The organism is Sorangium sp. So ce1153, from assembly GCF_051521595.1.
GTDB lineage: Bacteria > Myxococcota_A > Polyangia > Polyangiales > Polyangiaceae > Sorangium.
On sequence record NZ_CP150361.1, the window covers coordinates 3780527 to 3800000 of the forward strand.

The 19474-nt window shown below is 72.3% G+C and carries 8 protein-coding genes; 3 read left to right on the forward strand and 5 right to left on the reverse strand.

The window, feature by feature from the left end:
- Positions 1–94 precede the first annotated feature (94 nt).
- The 4 genes from WME85_RS13410 to WME85_RS13425 form a co-directional block, all read right to left on the reverse strand.
- Positions 95–1999 (reverse strand): PTS fructose-like transporter subunit IIB, encoded by a 1905-nt coding sequence (locus WME85_RS13410; RefSeq protein ID WP_437838303.1) that lies wholly within the window; start codon positions 1997–1999, stop codon positions 95–97.
- Between the two features lie 25 nt (positions 2000–2024).
- Positions 2025–3017, reverse strand: coding sequence for a 1-phosphofructokinase (gene pfkB, locus WME85_RS13415; protein ID WP_437838305.1), 993 nt, complete (start codon positions 3015–3017; stop codon positions 2025–2027).
- Positions 3014–5587, reverse strand: a complete 2574-nt coding sequence (ptsP, locus tag WME85_RS13420; protein WP_437838307.1) for a phosphoenolpyruvate--protein phosphotransferase — start codon at positions 5585–5587, stop codon at positions 3014–3016. Before ptsP ends, pfkB begins: the two co-directional genes overlap by 4 nt.
- Before the next feature lie 506 nt (positions 5588–6093).
- Positions 6094–6360, reverse strand: a complete 267-nt coding sequence (locus WME85_RS13425) for a hypothetical protein (protein WP_437838310.1) — start codon at positions 6358–6360, stop codon at positions 6094–6096.
- A gap of 435 nt (positions 6361–6795) precedes the next feature.
- Between WME85_RS13425 and WME85_RS13430 the strand changes: the two genes are divergently transcribed.
- The 3 genes from WME85_RS13430 to WME85_RS13440 all read left to right on the forward strand — a co-directional run bounded on the left by WME85_RS13430 (position 6796) and on the right by WME85_RS13440 (position 15750).
- Positions 6796–9180: a glycoside hydrolase family 9 protein gene (locus tag WME85_RS13430; RefSeq protein ID WP_437838311.1), complete on the forward strand. Its 2385-nt coding sequence runs from the start codon at positions 6796–6798 to the stop codon at positions 9178–9180.
- 153 nt (positions 9181–9333) lie between these two features.
- Positions 9334–14592 (forward strand): pentapeptide repeat-containing protein, encoded by a 5259-nt coding sequence (locus WME85_RS13435; protein ID WP_437838313.1) that lies wholly within the window; start codon positions 9334–9336, stop codon positions 14590–14592.
- Positions 14593–14814: 222 nt separating this feature from the next.
- Entirely contained in the window at positions 14815–15750 is a 936-nt protein-coding gene (locus tag WME85_RS13440; protein ID WP_437838315.1) for a hypothetical protein, read from the forward strand.
- Between the two features lie 7 nt (positions 15751–15757).
- Here the strand turns inward: WME85_RS13440 and WME85_RS13445 are convergent, their stop codons facing one another.
- On the reverse strand, positions 15758–18994 hold the full coding sequence (locus WME85_RS13445; protein ID WP_437838318.1) for a protein kinase domain-containing protein: 3237 nt from the start codon (positions 18992–18994) through the stop codon (positions 15758–15760).
- Positions 18995–19474: the final 480 nt, after the last annotated feature.

Below are 19474 nucleotides of genomic sequence, written 5' to 3' on the forward strand. Positions count from 1 at the left end.
GCCGCCGCGGCCGGACCAGGGCGCGCGGCAAGGGCCGCCGCGGCCGGACCAGGGCGCGCGGCAAGGGCCGCCGCGGCCGGACCAGGGCGCGCGGCTACGGCCGCGCGGGCGGGGGCGCGACGGGCTGCGCGAGCGGCCGCTTCAGGACCATGAGGGCCAGCGCGGTCACCACCGTCCCGGCCACGATCGACAGCAGGTAGACGCCGAGCGGCGACACGGCGTTCGGGATCGCCAGCACGAAGACGCCGCCGTGCGGCGCCCGGAGGCCGCAGCCGAGCCCCATGGACAGCGCGCCGGTGACGGCCGACCCGAGGACCGCCGCGGGGATGACCCGCACCGGGTCCTGGGCGGCGAACGGGATGGCGCCCTCGGTGATGAAGGCGGCGCCGAGCACGGCCGCGGCCTTGCCCGCCTCCCGCTCCTGCGCGGTGAAGCGGTTCCTGGCGATGACGGTCGCCAGCGCCAGCCCGAGCGGCGGCACCATGCCAGCGGCCATCGTCGCGGCCATCGGCGTGAAGGTGCTCGAGGCGAGCAGGCCGACCGAGAAGGTGTAGGCCGCCTTGTTGACCGGCCCGCCCATGTCGATCGCCATCATGGCGCCGAGCAGCGCGCCGAGCGCCACCGCGTTGGTGCCGCCCATCCCCCTCAGGAAGTCGGTCAATCCGGTCATGATGGCGCTGACCGGCTTGCCGACGACGTAGATCATCAGGAGACCGACCACGAGCGTCGACAGGAGCGGGATGACCAGGACCGGCTTCAGGCCCTCCAGGTTGGCCGGCAGCCGCACGGTGTCGCGGATCCACCGCGCGACATAGCCGCCGAGGAAGCCGGCGACGATGCCGCCGAGGAAGCCGGCGTTGAGCTGCGAGGCCAGGAGGCCGCCGACGAGGCCCGGCGTGAGGCCGGGCCGGTCGGCGATCGAGTAGGCGATGTAGCCCGCCAGCACCGGCACCATCAGCGTGAACGCGCCCTGACCGCCGATCTGCATCAGCGCCGCCGGCAGCGTGCCCGGCTCCTTGAAGGCCTCGATGCCGAAGACGAAGGAAAGCGCGATGATCAGGCCGCCGGCCACGACGAGCGGCAGCATGAACGACACGCCGGTGAGCAGGTGCTTGTAGGGGCCCGACTGCTTCTCCTTCAGCTGCGCCTTGGCCTGCGCTACCTGCTGGCCGAGATCGGGCGCGCCCTCTGGCTCCGGCAGCGAGAGCGCCCTCGCGACCACCTGATCCGCTTTCTTCAGCGCCTCGCCGACCGACGTCTGCAGCAGCCGCTTGCCCGCGAAGCGATCGAGCGCCACGTGCGTGTCGGCGCCGACGATCACGGCGTCGGCCTTCTGGATCTCCTCGGCGGTCAGGGCGTTCTTCGCCCCGACGGAGCCCTGGGTCTCGACCCGGATCTCGTAGCCGGCCGCCCGCGCCGCGCGGGTCAGCGCCTCGGCCGCCATGAACGTGTGCGCGATCCCGGTCGGACACGCGGTCACCGCGACGAGCAGGCCTTTTCGGGCGGGCGACGCGGCCGGCTCGGCGGCGACCGCGCCGGCCGCCGCGGCGGGGACGCTCGCGACCGGCGCCGCGGCGTGGGCCGAGCCGTTCGCGGCGCCGGCCGAGCCGTTCGCGGCGCCGGCCGAGCCGTTCGCGGCGTGGGCCGAGCCGTTCGCGGCGTGGGCCGATTCGCTCGCGCGATGGGCCGAGCCGCTCGCGGCCGCGACCGCTGCGTCCAGCACCGCCTCGGTGTCGCGGATGGCCCTCGCGGTCGACACGCGCGTGACCGGCTTGCCCTCGAAGCGCGACTCGTCGACCTGGATGTCGGCCGCCAGGATCACCGCGCTCGCGGCGGCGATGTCGTCGTCCGACAGCGGCGTCTTCACGCCCTCGGAGCCCTGCGTCTCCACCCGGAGGTCGTGGCCCTTCATGGCGGCCACCCGCCGCAGCGCCTCCGCGGCCATGATCGTGTGGGCTATTCCCGTGGGACAGGCCGTGATCGCAACCAGCTTCTCCATGGACAGGCTCTCTTTCCGGACTGGGTCAGGCAAGGTCGAGACGCTCGATGCGCGTGGCGGCGCGGAGCTGCCGGATGCGCTCGTCGGGCGGCAGCACCGGCCCGACCTGGGCCAGCTTGCCGGCCGCGAACGCGGTGCCGAGGCGCGCGCACGCCTCGAGGTCGCCGCCCTCGCCGAGCCGCGCCGCGAGCACGCCCGCCACCATGGCGTCGCCGGCGCCGACGGTGCTCGCGACCTCGATCGGCGGCGGCACCGCCAGGAGCGCCCGCCCCGCGTCGACGAGGAGGGCGCCGTCGGCCCCCAGCGAGACGACCACCAGCCCGACGCCGGACCGCTGGAGCTCGCGCGCCGCCCGGAGGACCTCCGCGCGCCCCCCCGATAGCGGCGCGCCGAGCAGCTCCCCCAGCTCGTGCTGGTTCGGCTTGATCATGTCGGGCCGCGCCGCCACCGCGTGGCGCAGCGGCGCGCCGCTGGCGTCGACGGCGACGGAGCAGCCCCGCGCCTTGAGCCGCCGCACCATCGTCGCGTAGAAGTCGTCGGGCACCCCCGCCGGGACGCTGCCCGCCAGCACGAACCAGCGGTTCTCCCGGGCCAGCGCGTCGAGGTCGTCCACGAGCCGCGAGAGCGCCTCCGGCGGGACGGTGAGGCCCGGCAGGTTGATGTCGGTGACCTTCGGGCCGCCCGGGCCGAGCCGGTCGACCACCTTGATGTTGACCCGGCTCCCGCCGGGCAGCCGCAGGCAGCGGTCCTGGATGCCGCGCTCGCGGAACAGCGCCTCGAAAGGGGCCGCGTTGTCGCGGCCGAGGAACCCCGCCGCCGTCACCGGGCCCGCGGCGCGCCCCGCGAGGAGCGCGGCCACGTTGACGCCCTTGCCGCCCGCGGTGAGCGCCTGGGCCGCGACCCGGTTCACCGCGCCGGCCGCGAAGCCCGGGCACTCCAGCGTCTGGTCCAGCGCCGCGTTGAGCGTCACCGTCACCAGCCCGTCGCGACCCGCCGCCGCGGCCCCCGCGCCGCTCACGCCGCGCCCCCCTGGGCTCCCTGCACGAGCGCGCGCACCTCGGCGGCGGTGCCGCAGGCGAGCGCGCGGCGGGCGACGTCCTCGGCGCCCTCCATGGTGATGCCGCGCAGCAGCGCCTTGGTCGCCGCGATGCTGGGGATGCTGACGCTGAGCTCGACCAGGCCGAGCCCCGCCAGCACCACCGTGCCCGCCGGGTCGCCGGCGACGCCGCCGCACGCCCCCACCCAGATGCCCGCCTCGCGCGCCGCCGCCGCGGTGCGCTCGATCATGCGCAGGACCGCCGGGTGCAGCCCGTCGGCCTGCGACGCCAGCGTCGGGTGCTGGCGGTCCATCGCCAGCACGTACTGCGTGAGATCGTTCGTGCCGATCGAGAAGAACGAGACCTCGCGGGCCAGCCGGTCGGCGATCATCACCGCCGACGGCACCTCGATCATGATGCCGATCTCGATCGGATCGGCGCCGATCTCGCGCCGCACCTCCTCGGTGAACGCCATCGCCTTCGCGAGCTCCTCCACCGTGGAGATCATCGGGTACATGAGCCGCACCGGCCCTTCGCGCGAGGCGCGAAAGATCGCGCGGAGCTGCGTGCGGAACAGGTCCAGCCGCTCGAGGCACAGCCGGACGCCGCGCACGCCGAGGAACGGGTTGCCCTCGGCCGGCATCGACAGGTAAGGCACGTGCTTGTCGCCGCCGATGTCGAGCGTGCGCAGGATGATCGGCAGCCCGTTCAGCGCGCGCACCATCGTCGTGTAGGCCTCGGCCTGCTCGTCCTCGCTCGGCGGGGACTCGCGCTTCAGGAACAGGAACTCGGTGCGCATCAGCCCGACGCCCTCGCCCCCGGCGTCGACCGCCTGCTGCGCCTCGCCGGGCGCGCCGATGTTGGCGACCACCTCGACGCGCCGGCCGTCGCGCGTGATCGCCGGCTTGTAGCGGTCGAGCCGCTCGGCCTCGCGCCGCTCGAGCACCTGCCCGCGCCTCACCTCGGCGCGGGCGCGGTCGCGCGCGGTCGGGCGCACCACCAGCACGCCCATGTCGCCGTCGAGGATGCACGCCTGCCCGTCCTCGACGTCGAGCGCCGCGGGGCCGGCGGCGACGACGGCCGGGATGTCGAGCGAGCGGGCGATGATCGCCGTGTGCGACGTCGCCCCGCCGACCGCGGTGCACAGGCCGAGCACCTGCTTCGGATCGAGCTTCGCGGTGTCGGACGGCGACAGGTCGTCCGCGAGCAGCACGACCGGGTGGCTCGGCAGCGACGCGGCGCTCTCGATCGCGTCGGCCAGGAGCCGGAGCACCCGCCGGCCGACGTCGCGCAGGTCGGCGGCGCGGGCGGCGAGCAGCGGGTCGTCGAGCCGGGCGAGGCCCTCCGCGCGCTCCTCGTAGACCTTGCGCCAGGCCCACCCGGCGCTGTGGCCGGCGTCGACCTGGTCGTGCGCTGCGGCCACGAGGTCCGGGTCCTCCAGGAGCTCGAGGTGCGCCTTGAAGATGGCGGCCTTCGCCGCGCCGGCCTTCTTGCTGAGCTCGTCGTGGAGCTGCCGCAGGTTCGCGGCGGCGCCCGCCAGCGCCTGGTCGAGCCGGCGGTGCTGCACGGCCGGGTCGGCCGCCGTCTCGGCGACGGTGACGCGCTCGCGCTGGATGGCCCACGCGGGCCCCTCGACGAGGCCTGGCGAGGCGGAGATGCCCACGACGACGCGCCCCTCGTAGCCGAGCGGCGCGGCCAGCGCGCGGCCGTGGGAGGCGCGCGGTTCACCGTTTCCGCCACCGTTTCCGCCACCGTTTCCGCCACCGTCTCCGCCGCGGTCGCGGGGCGCGGGCGGCGCCTGGGCAGGCCGGGGCGCCGCGTCCTCGCCGAGCCCGCCGGCGAACGCAGCGCCGAGCGCCTCCAGGGCGGCGGCCGCGTCGTCGCCGGCGGCGGAGACGGTGAGGCGGGCCCCGGCGACGGCGCCGAGGCCGAGCAGGGCGACGAGGCTCTTGCCGTTGGCCGTCTTCTCGCCGTGGCGGACCGCGATCTCGGCGCGGAAGCGCTTGGCGACCTCGACGAGCGCGGTCGCGGGGCGCGCGTGCAGGCCGTGGGGCGACGGAGAGCTCACCTCGATGGAGGTGCCGCCGGCCGGAGCGACGGCGTGGGGCGCCGCCGGGGCGCTCGCCCCGCCGTTGAGGGCCGCGATCACCTCGCCGGGGTCGCTGGTCCGCGCCAGCCGGGCGGCGGCGCTCGCGTCGCCGAGCACGCCGGTGAGGTTGGCCAGCACCTGGAGGTGCTCGTCGGACCGGGCGGCGATGCCGACGGCGACCCGCGCCCGCTCGCCGTCCGCCCACGCGACGCCGTCAGGGAACTGCACGACGACGATGCCCGTGGCGCGCACGAGGTGCCGCGCGGCCGGCAGCCCGTGGGGGATCGCGATCCCGCTGCCGAGGTAGGTCGCCGCGACCTGCTCGCGCTGGAGCATGCTGTCGATGTAGCCAGGCTCGATGAAGCCGGACTCGACCATGGCCCGGCCGACGGTCCGTATCGCCTCCGCCTTGTTCGCCGCGGCCCGTCCAAGCCACACATTCCCCTCTTGGAGCTTCAGCAACGCGTACCTCCCCGTCCTCGAGGGGAGGTGTCCCCCCGCACAACATCGGCCGACACCCACGCTCTTCGCGGGCTGCTGCGAGCAGAGCGCGTTTTCCTCACGTTCCAGACTGATATGTACTGGCGGCGCTCCGATCCGCAAGGTGCAGCAGCGGTCGATTCTGCGCTTCTATCCCCATCTCCCGCCAACGGCTGAGCGCGCGTCGAGCGCCTGACGCGACGCGCTCGAGCCGATATGCCCCCTCCGGAATCGATGGCTGAGCCTGCCGAGCGCGGCGCTCGCGGCGTATCGTTGGGCGGGGCTCGCGCGGCGAGCGGCTCTCGGCCGTGATCGATGGGAGTCGTGGGAGGGGTCTATCGCGGCGCGCGGCTCTCAGCGGCGCTCGACGCGCGTCGGGGGGAGGGGTCTCTCGCGGCGAGAGGCCCCTCGGACAGGCGATAATGGCGGGGTTCTCGGGGGACTGCGCCGAGACAGGCGGGCGGGCCGGCGTGTCTCGGCGGGGGCGCTCAGGCCTTCTCGAGGAACTTGCGCACCTGGGACTCGATCGCGCTCCCGGGGACGATGAACGGCTTGTCCGTGATGTTCACGGAGAAGCTCTGCGCGGCGATGGCATAGTTCCCCTTCACGGTCCCCGCCGGCGTGGACACCGAGAAGTTGCCCGTGCTCTCGTCGCCGCTGAACTGGCCGCCGGCGCCCTCGATAGCTTTCTTGGCCTTCGCGACGATGTCTTGAGAGGAACCGCTGAAGGGGACTGAGAAGCTGTGCTTTGCCATGTCGTCTCCTGGTGTGCTCCGCCGCGATCCTGGTGCGACGCGAGGCCGAGCAGAGCCTAGTGCGACTCCGTCACCGGCACCAGCGCGAATCGACGCGCTGGCGGCGGCGCGCTCGCGTGGTCCTCTGTGGAGACATCATGACGGCCGGCGGTGCGCCGGAAGGCACGTGAGGCGAATCGTCCCAGAGCCGCGCCGGGACCTCGCGCGGCCGGCGCGGCCGGCGCGGCCGGGGCCTGGGCCGCCCCGGGCCGCCGCCCGCCCGGCCCGCGCCGGCCATTGCGTCTGCCGGGGCCCCGCGCGCCGCGGGCGGCCCGGCACCGCCCGCGGCGCCGCGACAGACGCGGATTTCGCGCGCCAGCGAGGATTGCGCTTGACATCCTGAACGGAAGTCGCGCTTTTATGCGTCGATTGCCCCCAGTCGTGAACCGAGGACTCATGAACGATCCCCATCTCAAGCAGTCGATCCTCAGCCGAACGGGCCGGGCGTCCGCGCTCGTGCTCGGCGCGCTGGCGCTGAGCGCTGGATGCGCGACGTCGCAGGGCCCCGGGGCCGAGGCCGCCCCCACCGCCGGCGCGGGCGCGAGCGCAGGCGGAAGCGCGGCCGCCGAGCCCGCGCGGACCAACCTCCTCAAGGCCTCCGACTTCGACGACAACAAGAGCCTGCCCTGGACCACCTCGTTCACGGCGCCGGGCGCTGGCAGCGCCGAGGTGAAGAACGGCGCCTATTGCGTGACGGTGACGAACAAGGGAGCCAACAACTGGGACGCCCAGTTCCGCCACCGGGAGATGGTGATCCAGAAGGGCCACAGCTACACGGTCCAGTACAAGGCCTGGGCTTCCTCGCCCACGAAGGCGCGCCCGAAGGTCGGCATGTCGGGCCCGCCGTACGAGGAATACTGGTCGGACACCGTGGTGCTCGGGACCTCGCCCAAGACCTACACGGGCAAGTTCTCGATGGCGAAGGCCGACGATCCCACGGCGGAGCTCGCCTTCCACATCGGCGGCGAGATGGCGTCGGCCAAGGAGCCTTTCGAGGTCTGCATCGACGACATCCGCCTGGATGATCCGGAGTTCAAGAGCGCCGCGGCCGAGACGGCGGCGGCGGCGCCGAAGATCGCCGTGAATCAGGTCGGGTATCTGCCGGGCGCGGTCAAGATCGCCAGCGTGAGCAACGCGGCGACCGCGCCGCTCGCCTGGGAGCTGCTCGACGGCTCCGGCAAGTCGGTCTCGCGCGGCCAGACCAGGGTCTTCGGCAAGGACGGCGCGTCCGGCGACAACGTCCACCTGATCGACTTCACCGCGTTCAACGCGCCGGGCGAGGGCTACGTGCTCAAGGTGGGAGACGAGAAGAGCTTCCCCTTCGACATCGGCGCCGGCATCTACCACAAGCTCAAGTACGACGCGCTCGCGTACTTCTACCACAACCGGAGCGGCATCGAGATCAAGATGCCGTATGCGGGCAAGCCCGAGCTGGCGCGCCCGGCCGGGCACCCCCAGGACAAGAGCACGCGCTGCCTGCAGGGCAGCGGCTGCGACTATGCGCTCGACGCGTCCCGCGGCTGGTACGACGCCGGCGACCACGGCAAGTACGTCGTCAACGGCGGCATCTCGGTGTGGACGCTGCTCGACTGGTACGAGCGCACGAAGCACCTCGGCGCCTCGAGCGCCGACTTCGCGGACGGCAAGCTCAATATCCCCGAGGGCAAGAACGGCGTGCCCGACATCCTCGACGAGGCGCGCTGGGAGCTCGAGTTCCTGATGGGCATGCAGGTGCCTGAAGGCAAGCCGCTCGCCGGCATGGTCCACCACAAGATGCACGACGACGCGTGGACTGGCCTCGGCACCGCGCCGCACGAGGACAAGATGACGCGCTCGCTCCACAAGCCGAGCACGGCGGCGACGCTCAACGTCGCCGCCACGGCCGCGCAGTGCGCGCGCGTCTGGAAGACGGTGGACGCGGCGTTCTCGGCGAGGTGCCTGAAGTCCGCCGAGCGCGCCTGGGCGGCGGCCAAGCAGAACCCGGCCCTCTATGCGCCCCCCGGCGGCGACAAGGGCGGCGGGCCCTACGACGACACGGACGTCAAGGACGACTTCTACTGGGCCGCGGCGGAGCTCTTCGTGACGACGGGGAAGCCGGAGTACAAGCAGTACCTCCAGGCCTCGCCGCTCAACGCGCGGTTCCCGACGGAGGTCGACGGGGTGGCCTCGTCGATGAACTGGAAGGTCACGGACGCGCTGGGTCAGATCTCGCTGGCGATCGTGCCCGGCAACGTCGACGCGGCGTGGCAGCAGCAGCTCAGGAACCGCATCGTGAAGGCCGCCGACCAGTACCTCGCCATCGCCGAGAAGGAGGGCTACCGGACGCTCGTCCAGCGGACGCCCGCGGGCAAGTACGAGTGGGGCTCGAACTCCTTCGTGCTGAACAACATGGTCGTGGTGGCGCTCGCCCACGACTTCACGAAGCAGCAGAAGTACCTCGACGGCGTGGTGCTCGGCATGGACTACCTCCTCGGGCGCAACCCGCTCGGGCAGTCGTACGTGACCGGCTACGGCGACAAGCCGCTCCAGAACCCGCACCACCGCTTCTGGTCCCACCAGGCGAACAGCAAGTACCCGAGCGCGCCGCCCGGCGCCGTGTCCGGCGGCCCGAACTCCTCGCTCCAGGATCCCCATGTCCAGAGCGCCGGCCTCAAGGGGTGCGTCGCGCAGCGGTGCTTCGTCGACCACATCGAGGCCTGGAGCGTGAACGAGATCACGATCAACTGGAACGCTCCGTTCGCGTGGGTGACCGGCTTCCTCGACGAGAAGGCGAAGAAGTAGAGTATCTACCCCCCATGCCCTCCGAGCCTCTCGACGAGCGGCACATCCACACCGTGAGCTCGGCCGCGATCGCGGCCGGGCTCACGGCGCATCGCGTCGAGCTCCTGCGCGGGCGCTGCCCCTCCCGTGCGTCCCATCGAACGTTGGCTGACCATGCGTGAGCCAGCGCACGCGCCGAACACCGCGGCAGAACGCACGGACGTCGTAATCCTCACAGCGCTACACGATGAGCTCGAGGCGCTGCTCGCGCTCGGCGACGGAGGGCGGCCTGGATGGGAGGAACATCGGGATCAGCAGCGCTTTCGCTACTTCAGGCGCCGCTTCCGGCACGACGATGGCAGCGAGCTCGCCGTCGCCGCGGCCTGGATCGGCGAGATGGGAGAGCGCGCCGCGACCAGCCGGGGACAGCAGCTCGTGCAGGAGCTGAACCCCACTTGCCTCGCGATGTGTGGGATCTGCGCCGGGTGGCGGAAGAAGGTCGCCCTCGGGGACATCGTCGTCGCCGATCGGCTCTACAGCTATGACCATGGCAAGCTCGTCGCCGCGACAAAGGACGGCACGGCGGAGCTGTTCCACGATCTCGAGACCTTCAGCCTGGAAAAGGCGTGGAAGATGGACGCCTCGTTCCTGGCTCGCGCGCTGTCGCTGGGCGATCTCGCGGAGCAGCGCCCACCCTCGCCGGAGGCGCAGCGCCTGTGGCTGCTCCAGGCGCTCTACGCACACGAGAAGGAGGGCGCGCCAGCGCCGGCCGAGCGCGCGGAGCGTAGGCGAGTGTGCCCCGACTACGCGGCGATCCTCGAGCGGCTCGACGCGGATAAGCTCGTGGATCTCGACGCGGACGAGCTCGCGCTGACGGAGCTCGGGCACAAGGAGATGCGCCGTCAGCGCCGGCTCTACCCTGACGGGCGTGCGCTCGAAGCGCCCCTCCAGATACACGTCGGCGCCATGGCGACGGGCAAGACGGTGCGCGCGGATCCCACGCTCTTCGAGCGCCTCGAGCGCGCCGTTCGCAGCACGCTCGCGGTCGACATGGAAGGGATGGCCGTCGCAGAGCTGGCCGAGCGGCTCGGGCGGCGCTCCCTCGTGGTCAAGGCCGTCTCCGACCACGCGGATCACACCAAGGACGATCGCTTTCGGGCGTTTGCCTGCAAGGCGTCGGCGACATTCCTGCTCGCGTTCTTGCAAAGGTACCTCGATCTCGATCCTCTCCGTGCCGCCCTGACGTCGCGTGATCCCCGTGAGCTCGAGCGCCCTCGCGTCGAGGGTCACCACGCTGGCTTCCTCGGACGCATCGAGCAGGTGAGCCGCCTTCGCGCGCCGAGCGCCCGATTCCTGCATCACGAGCTGCCGCGCCCCTTCGACGGCGCCCTCGAGCTCCTCGTCTCACGGACGCCGATCACGCACCGCGAGCTGCTCGTCGCGCTCGATCAACCGGTCACCGATGCGGCCCTCGCGCTCCTCGCCCGCGACGTCCTTCCGTTCATGCGCCGGGAAGGCCCGCTCCCGTGCAGGCTCATCCACCGCGCCCCCACGGCGGCGCCCGAGCTCGCGCTGCGCGCACACCGGCTCGACGTCGAGCTCACCACGTTCGAGGCCTACCAGGGCCTCATCGACTTCAGCCGCTACACCGCGTGGCTCTCGGCGCGCCTCGCGGCCGACGACGAGTACCCTCCGTGGCTGTACGTCGAGCAGCCCGCCGACGTGAGCCTCGCCGGCCAGAGACCGCAGCGTGTCCCGAGCGCGCTCGCGACGCTGCGCGACCAGCTCGCCACGTCGGAGCGACGGTTCTCGCTGATCTTGGGCGACTTCGGCGCGGGGAAATCCTTCCTCCTCCGCGAGCTCTCGCGGCGGCTGATCGTGGACGGGGATTCGCTCGTCCCGGTGCTCGTGGAGATGCGCTACCTCGAGAAGCAGCCCTCCCTCCGGGCGCTCCTCGCCCAGCACTTCGGGGCGGCCGACGTCGGGGCCGTCGACATCGACGCGTTCCTCTACATGCTGCACGAGGGGCGCGTGGTGCTGCTTTTCGATGGGTTCGACGAGCTGGCCGTTCGCGTGACGTACGACCAGGTGCTCCAGCACTTCGCGGTGATCACGAGCGCGGTCGAGGGCAAGGCCAAGGTGATCGTGTCAAGCCGGCGGCAGCACTTCCTCGACGATGGGCAGGTGAAGCTCGAGCTGGCGCGGAACGCCGAGCGGCTCCAGGGCTATCGGCTCGTGGAGCTTTGCCCCTTCGAGGAGACGCAGATTCGCCAGTTCCTGCGCAATCGCCTGAAGACCGAGGCCGAAGCCGCAGCGCGGTACCAGCTCATCGACGACGTGAAGGATTTGCTCGGGCTCTCGCACAACCCGCGGATGCTGAGCTTCATCGCCGAACTGGAGCCGGAGCGTCTCGAGCTGGCGAGGAAGACGGCGGGAGAGATCACGCCGGCCAAGCTGTACGAAGTCTTGATCGATCGCTGGCTGGAAGGGGAATGCGCGCGGACTCAGGTGAAGAAAGAAAGCCTCTGGCGCGCCGTGCGCGCGTTCGCCCGCAAGCTCTGGGAGACCCCGGGGAACGTGGTGGATCTCGCTAGCCTGCCCAAGGCGCTGGTGCCGCGGCTGGAGGGACCGAAGCAGGCGCTCTCCGAGGAGGAGGCGCGTCTCGTGCTGGGGTCGCGCTCGCTGCTCAAGCGCAGCGCGGAAGGGATGTTCTCGTTCGTCCACCGCTCCGTGATGGAGTGGCTCGTTGTGGTCGAGGCGGCCGAGGAGCTCACCGCGACGGAGAGTGCACCCGTGCTCGACGTGGATACGATGAGCCCGCTCATGGCGCGGTTCTTCGTGAACCTCGCCGGCAGGGAGGCCGCGGAGGGGTGGGCCCGTCGGGTGTTCGCGGCGAGGACGGGGGCGACGCCTGAACGCAATGCGTACCAGGTGGCGGCGGAGCTGCGGCTCTCGCTGGGTGTGGACCTGGAGGAGCGCGATCTGCGCGGGCAGAGCCTCAAGGGTATCGAGCTGCGCGGCGCAAACCTGCGCGGTGCGAACCTGGAGGGCGTCGCGCTCGGAGGGCGGGATCTCAGCGGAGCCGATCTCTCGGGCGCTCGGCTGGCCCGCGCCGATCTGCGCGGCGCTGTGCTTGCCGGCGCGGATCTCTCGGGCGCGGACCTCACCTTCGTGCGGCTCTCCAGGGCAAATCTGAGCGGGGCCAAGCTGGCGGGAGCACGGCTGCTCGGCGCCGATCTTCTCGGCGTTCGCGGTCTGGCAGAGGAGGTGCGCGTCTCCGCGGCGCGTGAGGGCGCGGCGGTCTCGGCGACCGCCACGTGGGAGAGAGCCCCCCCATCATCCAGGTGCTGGGTGGTTGCTTACCATCCCGGAGGGCACCTTCTCGCCACCGGCCATGACGACGGAACGGTGCGGCTGTGGGACGCGGCGATGGGCCAGGTCCTGCGGGTGCTCGACGGCCATGCCGGGAGCGTGTTGAGCGTGGCGTTCAGCCCCGATGGTCGCTCGCTCGCCTCGGGCTCCCACGATGAGACGGTGCGGCTATGGGACGTAGCAACGGGCCAGGTCGTGCGCGTGCTCGAGGGCCATACTGCAGGCGTATGGTGCGTCGCGTTCAGCCCCGATGGCAAGTCGCTCGCTTCCGGTGCCAGGGATGAGACGTTACGGCTCTGGGACGCTGCGACGGCGCAGGGGCCGAGCGGGAGCAAAGGCAGACGTCGTTTCGCCGGCATGATACGGCTGTGGGACGTGGCGACGGGTCGAGCTCTGCGCGCGCTCGAGGGCCATACCGAGCGCGTGTTGAGCGTGGCGTTCAGCTCGGATGGCCGCTCGCTCGCCTCCTGTGCCGACGACAAGACGGTGCGGCTCTGGGACGCGGCGACAGGTCAGGTCCTGCGCGTACTGGAGGGCCATGCGGCGAGCGTGTGGAGCGTGGCGTTCAGCCCTGATGGCCGCTCGCTCGCCTCCGGCTCCGACGACGAGACGGTGCGGCTCTGGGACGCGGCGACGGGTCAGGTCCTGCGCGCGCTGGAGGGCCATGCGGCGAGCGTGTGGAGCGTGGCATTCAGCCCTGAGGGCCGCTCGCTCGCCTCCGGCTCCATGGATCAAACGGTGCGGCTCTGGGACGTGGCGACTGGCCAGGCCCTGCGCGTGCTGGGGGGCCATACGGCGAGCGTGTGGAGCGTGGCATTCAGCCCTGATGGCCGCTCGCTCGCCTCCGGCTCCAGGGATCAGGCGGTGCGGCTCTGGGACGTGGCGACGGGCCAGTTCCTGCGCGCGCTGAGAGGTCATGCCGAGACACCCCACGAGGGGCGACTACGCCCGTTTCTTCGCGGCCAGGTCCTGCACGCGCTCGGAAGCTGTACCGAGCGTGTGAGTAACGTGGCGTTCAGCCCTGATGGCCGGATGCTCGTCTCGGGCTCCAACGACAGGATGGTCCGGCTGTGGGATGTCGCGACGGGCAAGGTCCTGCGCGCACTAGCGGGGCACGCCGAGCGCGTGAGTAGCGTGGCGTTCAGCGCCGACGGTCGTTCGCTCGCGTCCGGCTCCGACGACAGGACGGTGCGGCTGTGGGACGTGGCGACGGGCCAGGTCCTGCACGCGCTCGAGGGCCACACCGAGCGCGTGAATGGCGTGGCGTTCAGCGCCGACGGTCGTTCGCTCGCGTCCGGCTCCGACGACAGGACGGTGCGGCTGTGGGACGTGGCGACGGGCCAGGTCCTGCACGCGCTCGAGGGCCATGCTGCCGGCGTGAGCAGCGTGGCGTTCAGCGCCGACGGTCGTTCGCTCGCGTCCGGCTCCGACGACAGGACGGTGCGGCTGTGGGACGTGGCGACGGGCCAGGTCCTGCACGCGCTCGAGGGCCATGCTGCCGGCGTGAGCAGCGTGGCGTTCAGCTCCGATGGTCGCGTGCTCGCCTCCGGCTCCGACGACACGACGGTGTGGCTGTGGGACGCGGCGACGGGTCAGGTCCTGCACGCGCTGGCGGGCCATGCTGCCGGCGTGAGCAGCGTGGTGTTCAACCCCGATGGCCGGTCGCTCTCGTCCAGCTCCGCTGATGAAACGGTGCGGATGTGGGACGTGGCGACAGGCCAGCTCCTTCGCGGGATCGAGGGCGTGAGCAGGGTGACGTTCAGCCCAGACGGCGTTTCGCTCGCCTCTGCCTCCGACGACGGCACCATTCGCCTCTGGGTCGTCGACTCTGGCTGCCGCCTCGCCGTGCTCCTCACCACCCCGGAGAGCTGGGGCGCCTTGGTCCCTGAGGTCCACCCAGGCGGCCCCCTCGAGGGGCCCTTTGACCCCACCCGCGAACCCGCCGGGTCGGTCTGGCACATCATCGGCCTAGCCCGCTTCGAGCCCGGCGAGCTCGACGACTTCCTCGCCCCGGCCGAGAAGCTCTGCCTTTCCGCAGACCACACCGTCCTGCCACGCTGACGTCATCGAGAGCTCGACCGCAGGCCTGACGTGTGAGCCTCGCCCGCCGCTGCTCGAAATCGAGGAAGGCGAATGATCCTTCCAGGCGGCCTCCAGGCCGAGCAGGACCGCCCCGCCGTCGAAGCCGTCGTTCTTGTACACGGTGATGCCCGACGTCGCAGGCGGCGGGGCGTTGTAGTTCGAGCACTGTTGCCACAGGGTCTTACGCGATACCCTGTCGGCATGCGCCAGCTTGCATCGTCCCTCGCCGCCCTCTCTCTCCTGCTCTCGTTCGCCGCGCCGGCGCTCGCCGAGGAGACCGTCACGGCAGACGGGTGGGCGAAGTCCCAGGGCTTCCGCCTCGGCGTCGAGGCGGACGTGCTCACCCGCACCATCGAGGCGAACCTCCCTGGCCCAGAAATCGTGAACGGCGACTGGACGAGCGGCGGCGCCGAGGGGAGCTCCTTCGCGGCGTCCTTCGCGGTGGTCGCCCAGATCAAGCTCGTCGCGGGGCTTCACCTCGACGCCGAGCTGCCTTTTGCGTACGGGAGCAGCCGTGCGAGCGCTCCCGGCCCGGCGGAGGACGGCGCGGCGACCGTCGCGCCGGAGCTCGAGGGGTTCTTCTTCGGCAACCCCTCGATAGGGCTCCACTACTCCGCGAGCGTCCTCCCCATGCTGATGCTCGTCGGCGGGCTCGCGGCCTCTCTCCCCATCACGCAGGATCCGTCCGACGGCACGAAGGCGGCCGCGGCGGCGGCGCTGGCCGTGCGCGGGTACTTCGACTCGCAGCGGGCGCTCCTGGAGCACGTCCCGCTGCGGGCCCGCGGCGGCATCGAGCTGCGCCTGATCGAGGCGTTCCATGTGCGGAGCGATCTCGTGGCGGTATTCGCCATCCCCACGGACGGCGGCGACACGGAGTTCTTCATCGAGCAGGGCAACGAGGCGGAGCTGCGCAGCCTGGGCGGGTTCGGGGTCGGCGCGCGGCTCCAGGCCGCGTTCCCGCTCACGGAGACCGACAAGCTCCAGCTCGCGGCCGAGCCCTTCGTCGGGGTGGAGCCGCCCACGTCGGGCATGTACTTCCGGGCCGGGCTGCTCGTGGCGCTGGACGAGCCGCTCGGGTTCGGTCTGGAGCAGGGCAAGCTCGCGACGGTGCGTGTCGCGCTGGGGGCCAAATTCTGAGTCGGCGCTACTGCCGCCCGAACAGGCGCCGCACGAGGGCGGTGATCTCCTCGCCGTAGGCGAGCAGCGCCGCGATCGCCGCCGGGATCGCGCTGGCGACGGCGATGAGCTTCTTCGCCAGCTCGGGGACGCCGGCCAGCCAGTCGTAGTCCACCGTCAACGTCTCGCCCGCCTCGCCCCCGACGATCACGTCGAGCTCGAACCGGCTGCGCCCGAGCCCGTTGAGCACGGCGGGGATCTCCTGTTGTTGCCAGTCCGGAAGGCCCTTGTCGTGCAGGACGAGCGAAGGGGCCTTCTGCGCGCCGAGCTGCGCCAGGGTCCCCGCCCGCGCGCGGAGCCGCACCTCGCCGTCGCCCGGGGGGCCGGCGCAGGTGCGGAACGCGTAGAGGCTGACCTCGACCCCGGGCGCCGCGCGGCCTGGATAGTCGATCTCGTAGCGGCAGCCGCCCGCGTCCCACGCCGCCTCGCGCGGCCGCGACCAGAGCGCGAAGCCGCCGAAGAGGAGCAGCGTGATCGAGCACCCGATCGCCAGCGTGCGAATCTGCCGCTCCCGCCGCTCTGTCGCCTCGCCCGGCGTGGGCTGGAGGTTGTTCCGCGTCCAGTCGGCGAGGAGCGGTATCGCGACCTGCTCGCGCTCGCCCTGCCGCTCCACGAGCCCGATGCGCCGGAGCCGGTCGAGCGCCGCGGCCACCGCGCCCGGGTCGTGCCCCGAGAGCGCCTGCTGCACGCCGCGCACGTTCCTCGGCCGCCGCGTCGCCACCGCCTCGAGCACCAGCTTTTCCGTGCCGTCGAGCCAGGGCAGCACGCTCGTGTTGAACGTCTCGCCCATGGCCGCGAGATCGCGCGCGCCCTCGACCAGATGGCGCTTCTCGATGCGGATCTCGCCGAGCGGCCCTTGCGGCGTCGAGCGCCGCCGCCGGCTCACCACGTACCCGCACAGCCTCCGCAAGGCGTAGACGTTGCCGGCGGTGATCTCGTGCGCATGGGCGACGGCCTGCGCGTCGAAGCGCACGTTGATCTGCATCCCCAGCTCCGTGAGCATCCGCTGGACGTCCGCGAGCGCCAGCGGCGGGATGGGCAGCATATGCACCTTGTTCGCCAGCGGGTTCACCCAGCCGGCGATCTTCGCCTCACCGAGGGTGAAGCCCGACAGGCTGGTCACGACGACCGAGATCAGCCCGTCGTCGCACGCCCGCCCGAGCGCGGTCCAGAGCCGCTGCGCGGCCGTCCGCTCGCCCTCGTCGGCGCCCTCGAGCGGCTTCAGGATCACGTCGGCGTCCTCGAGCACGAGCAGCGCCCGCTGCCCGGCGGCCCGGTCCCTGGCGCCTCGCGACGCCCGCGCGATCCGCTCGCCGGCGCCCTCGCCGGCCGGCCTGTCGCCGTCAGGCTCGCCGAGCGCCCGCGCGATCTCGGCCGCGACCGCGTCGATCGACGGGCTCGCGAGCTCGACGCACCGCACGCGCGCGACCCGGGTGTCGAGCAGCTCGCCGCGCGCCATCTCGACGAGCGACGTCTTGCCGCACCCTGGCGGCCCGTGGACCGACACGAGCGCCGGCCGCTCGAGCGCGCGCAGGAGGTCGCCGAGGAGGGCGCGCATCCCGAACAGGCTCGTCGGATCCACGGCGCGCGCGTTGACCGCGAACGGGTCGGGGAGGGCATTGAAGTCCGAGAGCCCCTCCTGGAAGAGGTCGAGCGCATGATTGCGGTCGTCCGCCACCGCCCGCAGCCGCGCGACGTGGACGGGCACCACCATCGCGTTGTGGGCGCGGTACAGCGCGAAGATCCGCTGTCGCACGCCGGCGCCGAGCTCGAAGGAGTCGCCGATGGCGAGGACCACCTTGCGCGACCCCTTGTCGAGCCTGTCGAGGTGCTCCTCCAGCGACCGCGACTGGAGGATGAAGGTCTGGGTGGCGAGCCGCCCGGGCTGCGCCTCTCCGACGAGGAAGACGGCGAAGAACCGGTAATGGCTCGGGGCTGGAAACGAGGGCTCGAAGAGCTGCGCCACGTGGGCCGACTCCCGCGCGCAGCGGCCGAAGAGGGCGCGCAGGAAGCGCGTGATGAGGTCGGCGTGCGGGCGCAAGGTGCCGGGGAGCACGCCGCCGAGGGCGAGCCATGGATGGGGCGAAGGGGGGAGTGCCTCGAGGGTCTTGTGACGGGTGGCGCCGACGTCGGGGAACGGGGCGCCTGGGCCGAGCGTCCGCGAGAGGGCCGGGTTGAGCGTCCGCGAGAGGACCTCGCCACGCTCGGAGTCCCGTGCGTCGTTGTCGCCCGCGGCGAGCACCACGATCCGCTTCGCGTCCGCGCCGTCCGCGGCGAACGCGAGGGGTTGCGGCGGCAGACCGGCCTGGGGGGCTGCTTCCAGCGCGGCGAGCAGCGTGCGGAGGTCGACCGGGGGCGCGCCGTCGGTGAGCGCGAGGAGCGCCGCGAGCATCTCGTCCGCGTCCCCGAAGCGCTGCGCCGGGTCCTTCGCGAGGGCCCTGGCGAAGAAGGTGTCGGCGCCGGCGCCCAGACCCGGGAAGGTCGAGGGCAACGGCGGCTCCGTCGTCAGGATCGCATACACCACCTCGCCGAGGGCCTGGCTCTCCGGCGCGAACGGCAGCACGCCGGTGAGCGCGAGGTAGATCACCGCGCCGAGCGAGAAGAGATCGCTCCGGTGGTCGAGGCTGCGCAGACCCCTCGTCTGCTCCGGGCTCATGAAGACGGGCGAGCCCATCATCTGGTGCGTCGCGGTCCGCACGAGGTCGAAGTCCGACGGCTTCTCCAGCTTCGCGATGCCGAAATCGAGGAGCTTCACCGCCGCGCCGTCGCCGCTGCGCGCGACGACGATGTTGGACGGTTTCAGGTCGCGGTGGATGATCCCACGCTGGTGGGCTTCCTTCAGCGCCGTGAGCACCGGCGTGAAGAGCGCGCGCGCCTCGGCGAGCGAGAGCCGTCGGCGCCGGTTCAGGATGCCGCCGAGGTCCTCGCCCTCGAGCAGCTCCATGACCAGATACAGCAGGTCCTGCTCGTCGCCGACGTCGTAGACCTCGACGATGTGGGGGCTCTGGAGCACCGCCAGGGCCCTGCCCTCCCGCTTGAATCGGGCAGTCGCGGCAGGGTCCGCGGTCGGGCCGGAGGCCAGCATCTTCACGGCGACGCGCCGGTCGAGGAGGAGGTCGAGGGCCTCCCAGACCTGCCCCATCCCGCCCATGCCGATCAGCCGAACGAGCTGGTACCTCCCGCCGAGCACCCGTTCTAGATGCACGACCATCCGTCCCCCGCTGTGCTCGCCCGCTGCGCGACGGCTACGGTCCTGACAGACACCCGCACCGTCCGCTGCTCGACGGTCACGTCCCTGGCAAGCACCCGCGGTAAGCGCAGCCCGGCGGCCACCCCGACCAGGCCGCGACGCGCTGCCGGGCTCCGGCCACGACGGCGCCGTGCGGCGACGCTCCGCGTGGCGCCGTGCTTCGATGCGTCACCTGAAGAACCCGAAGGCACGGGGGAAAGGCTACCTCAACCGACTGCCGGCGGGGGGCCAGGCCACCCGGGCAGCAAGGGGGCCAGGCCACCCGGGCAGCAAGGAGCAGCCGGACGCGGTGCTCCCGCGCCGCGGCGCGCTGCGCCACCGCGCCGGCGCCGGCGGCACCGCGAACCAGCTCGGCTGCGGCTCTGGTGCTCCTCCTCGTGAGCAGCTTCGGTGGGTGGGCTGCGGCACCACCGTTGACACGCCGGTGTCAAGCAT

What these genes read in the sequence shown, in the direction of transcription:
- WME85_RS13410 (WP_437838303.1), bottom strand. Translation starts at nt 1,999, where the DNA reads ATGGAGAAGCTGGTTGCGATCACGGCCTGTCCCACGGGAATAGCCCAC.
- WME85_RS13425 (WP_437838310.1), bottom strand. Translation starts at nt 6,360, where the DNA reads ATGGCAAAGCACAGCTTCTCAGTCCCCTTCAGCGGTTCCTCTCAAGAC.
- WME85_RS13430 (WP_437838311.1), top strand. Translation starts at nt 6,796, where the DNA reads ATGAACGATCCCCATCTCAAGCAGTCGATCCTCAGCCGAACGGGCCGG.
- WME85_RS13435 (WP_437838313.1), top strand. Translation starts at nt 9,334, where the DNA reads ATGCGTGAGCCAGCGCACGCGCCGAACACCGCGGCAGAACGCACGGAC.
- WME85_RS13440 (WP_437838315.1), top strand. Translation starts at nt 14,815, where the DNA reads ATGCGCCAGCTTGCATCGTCCCTCGCCGCCCTCTCTCTCCTGCTCTCG.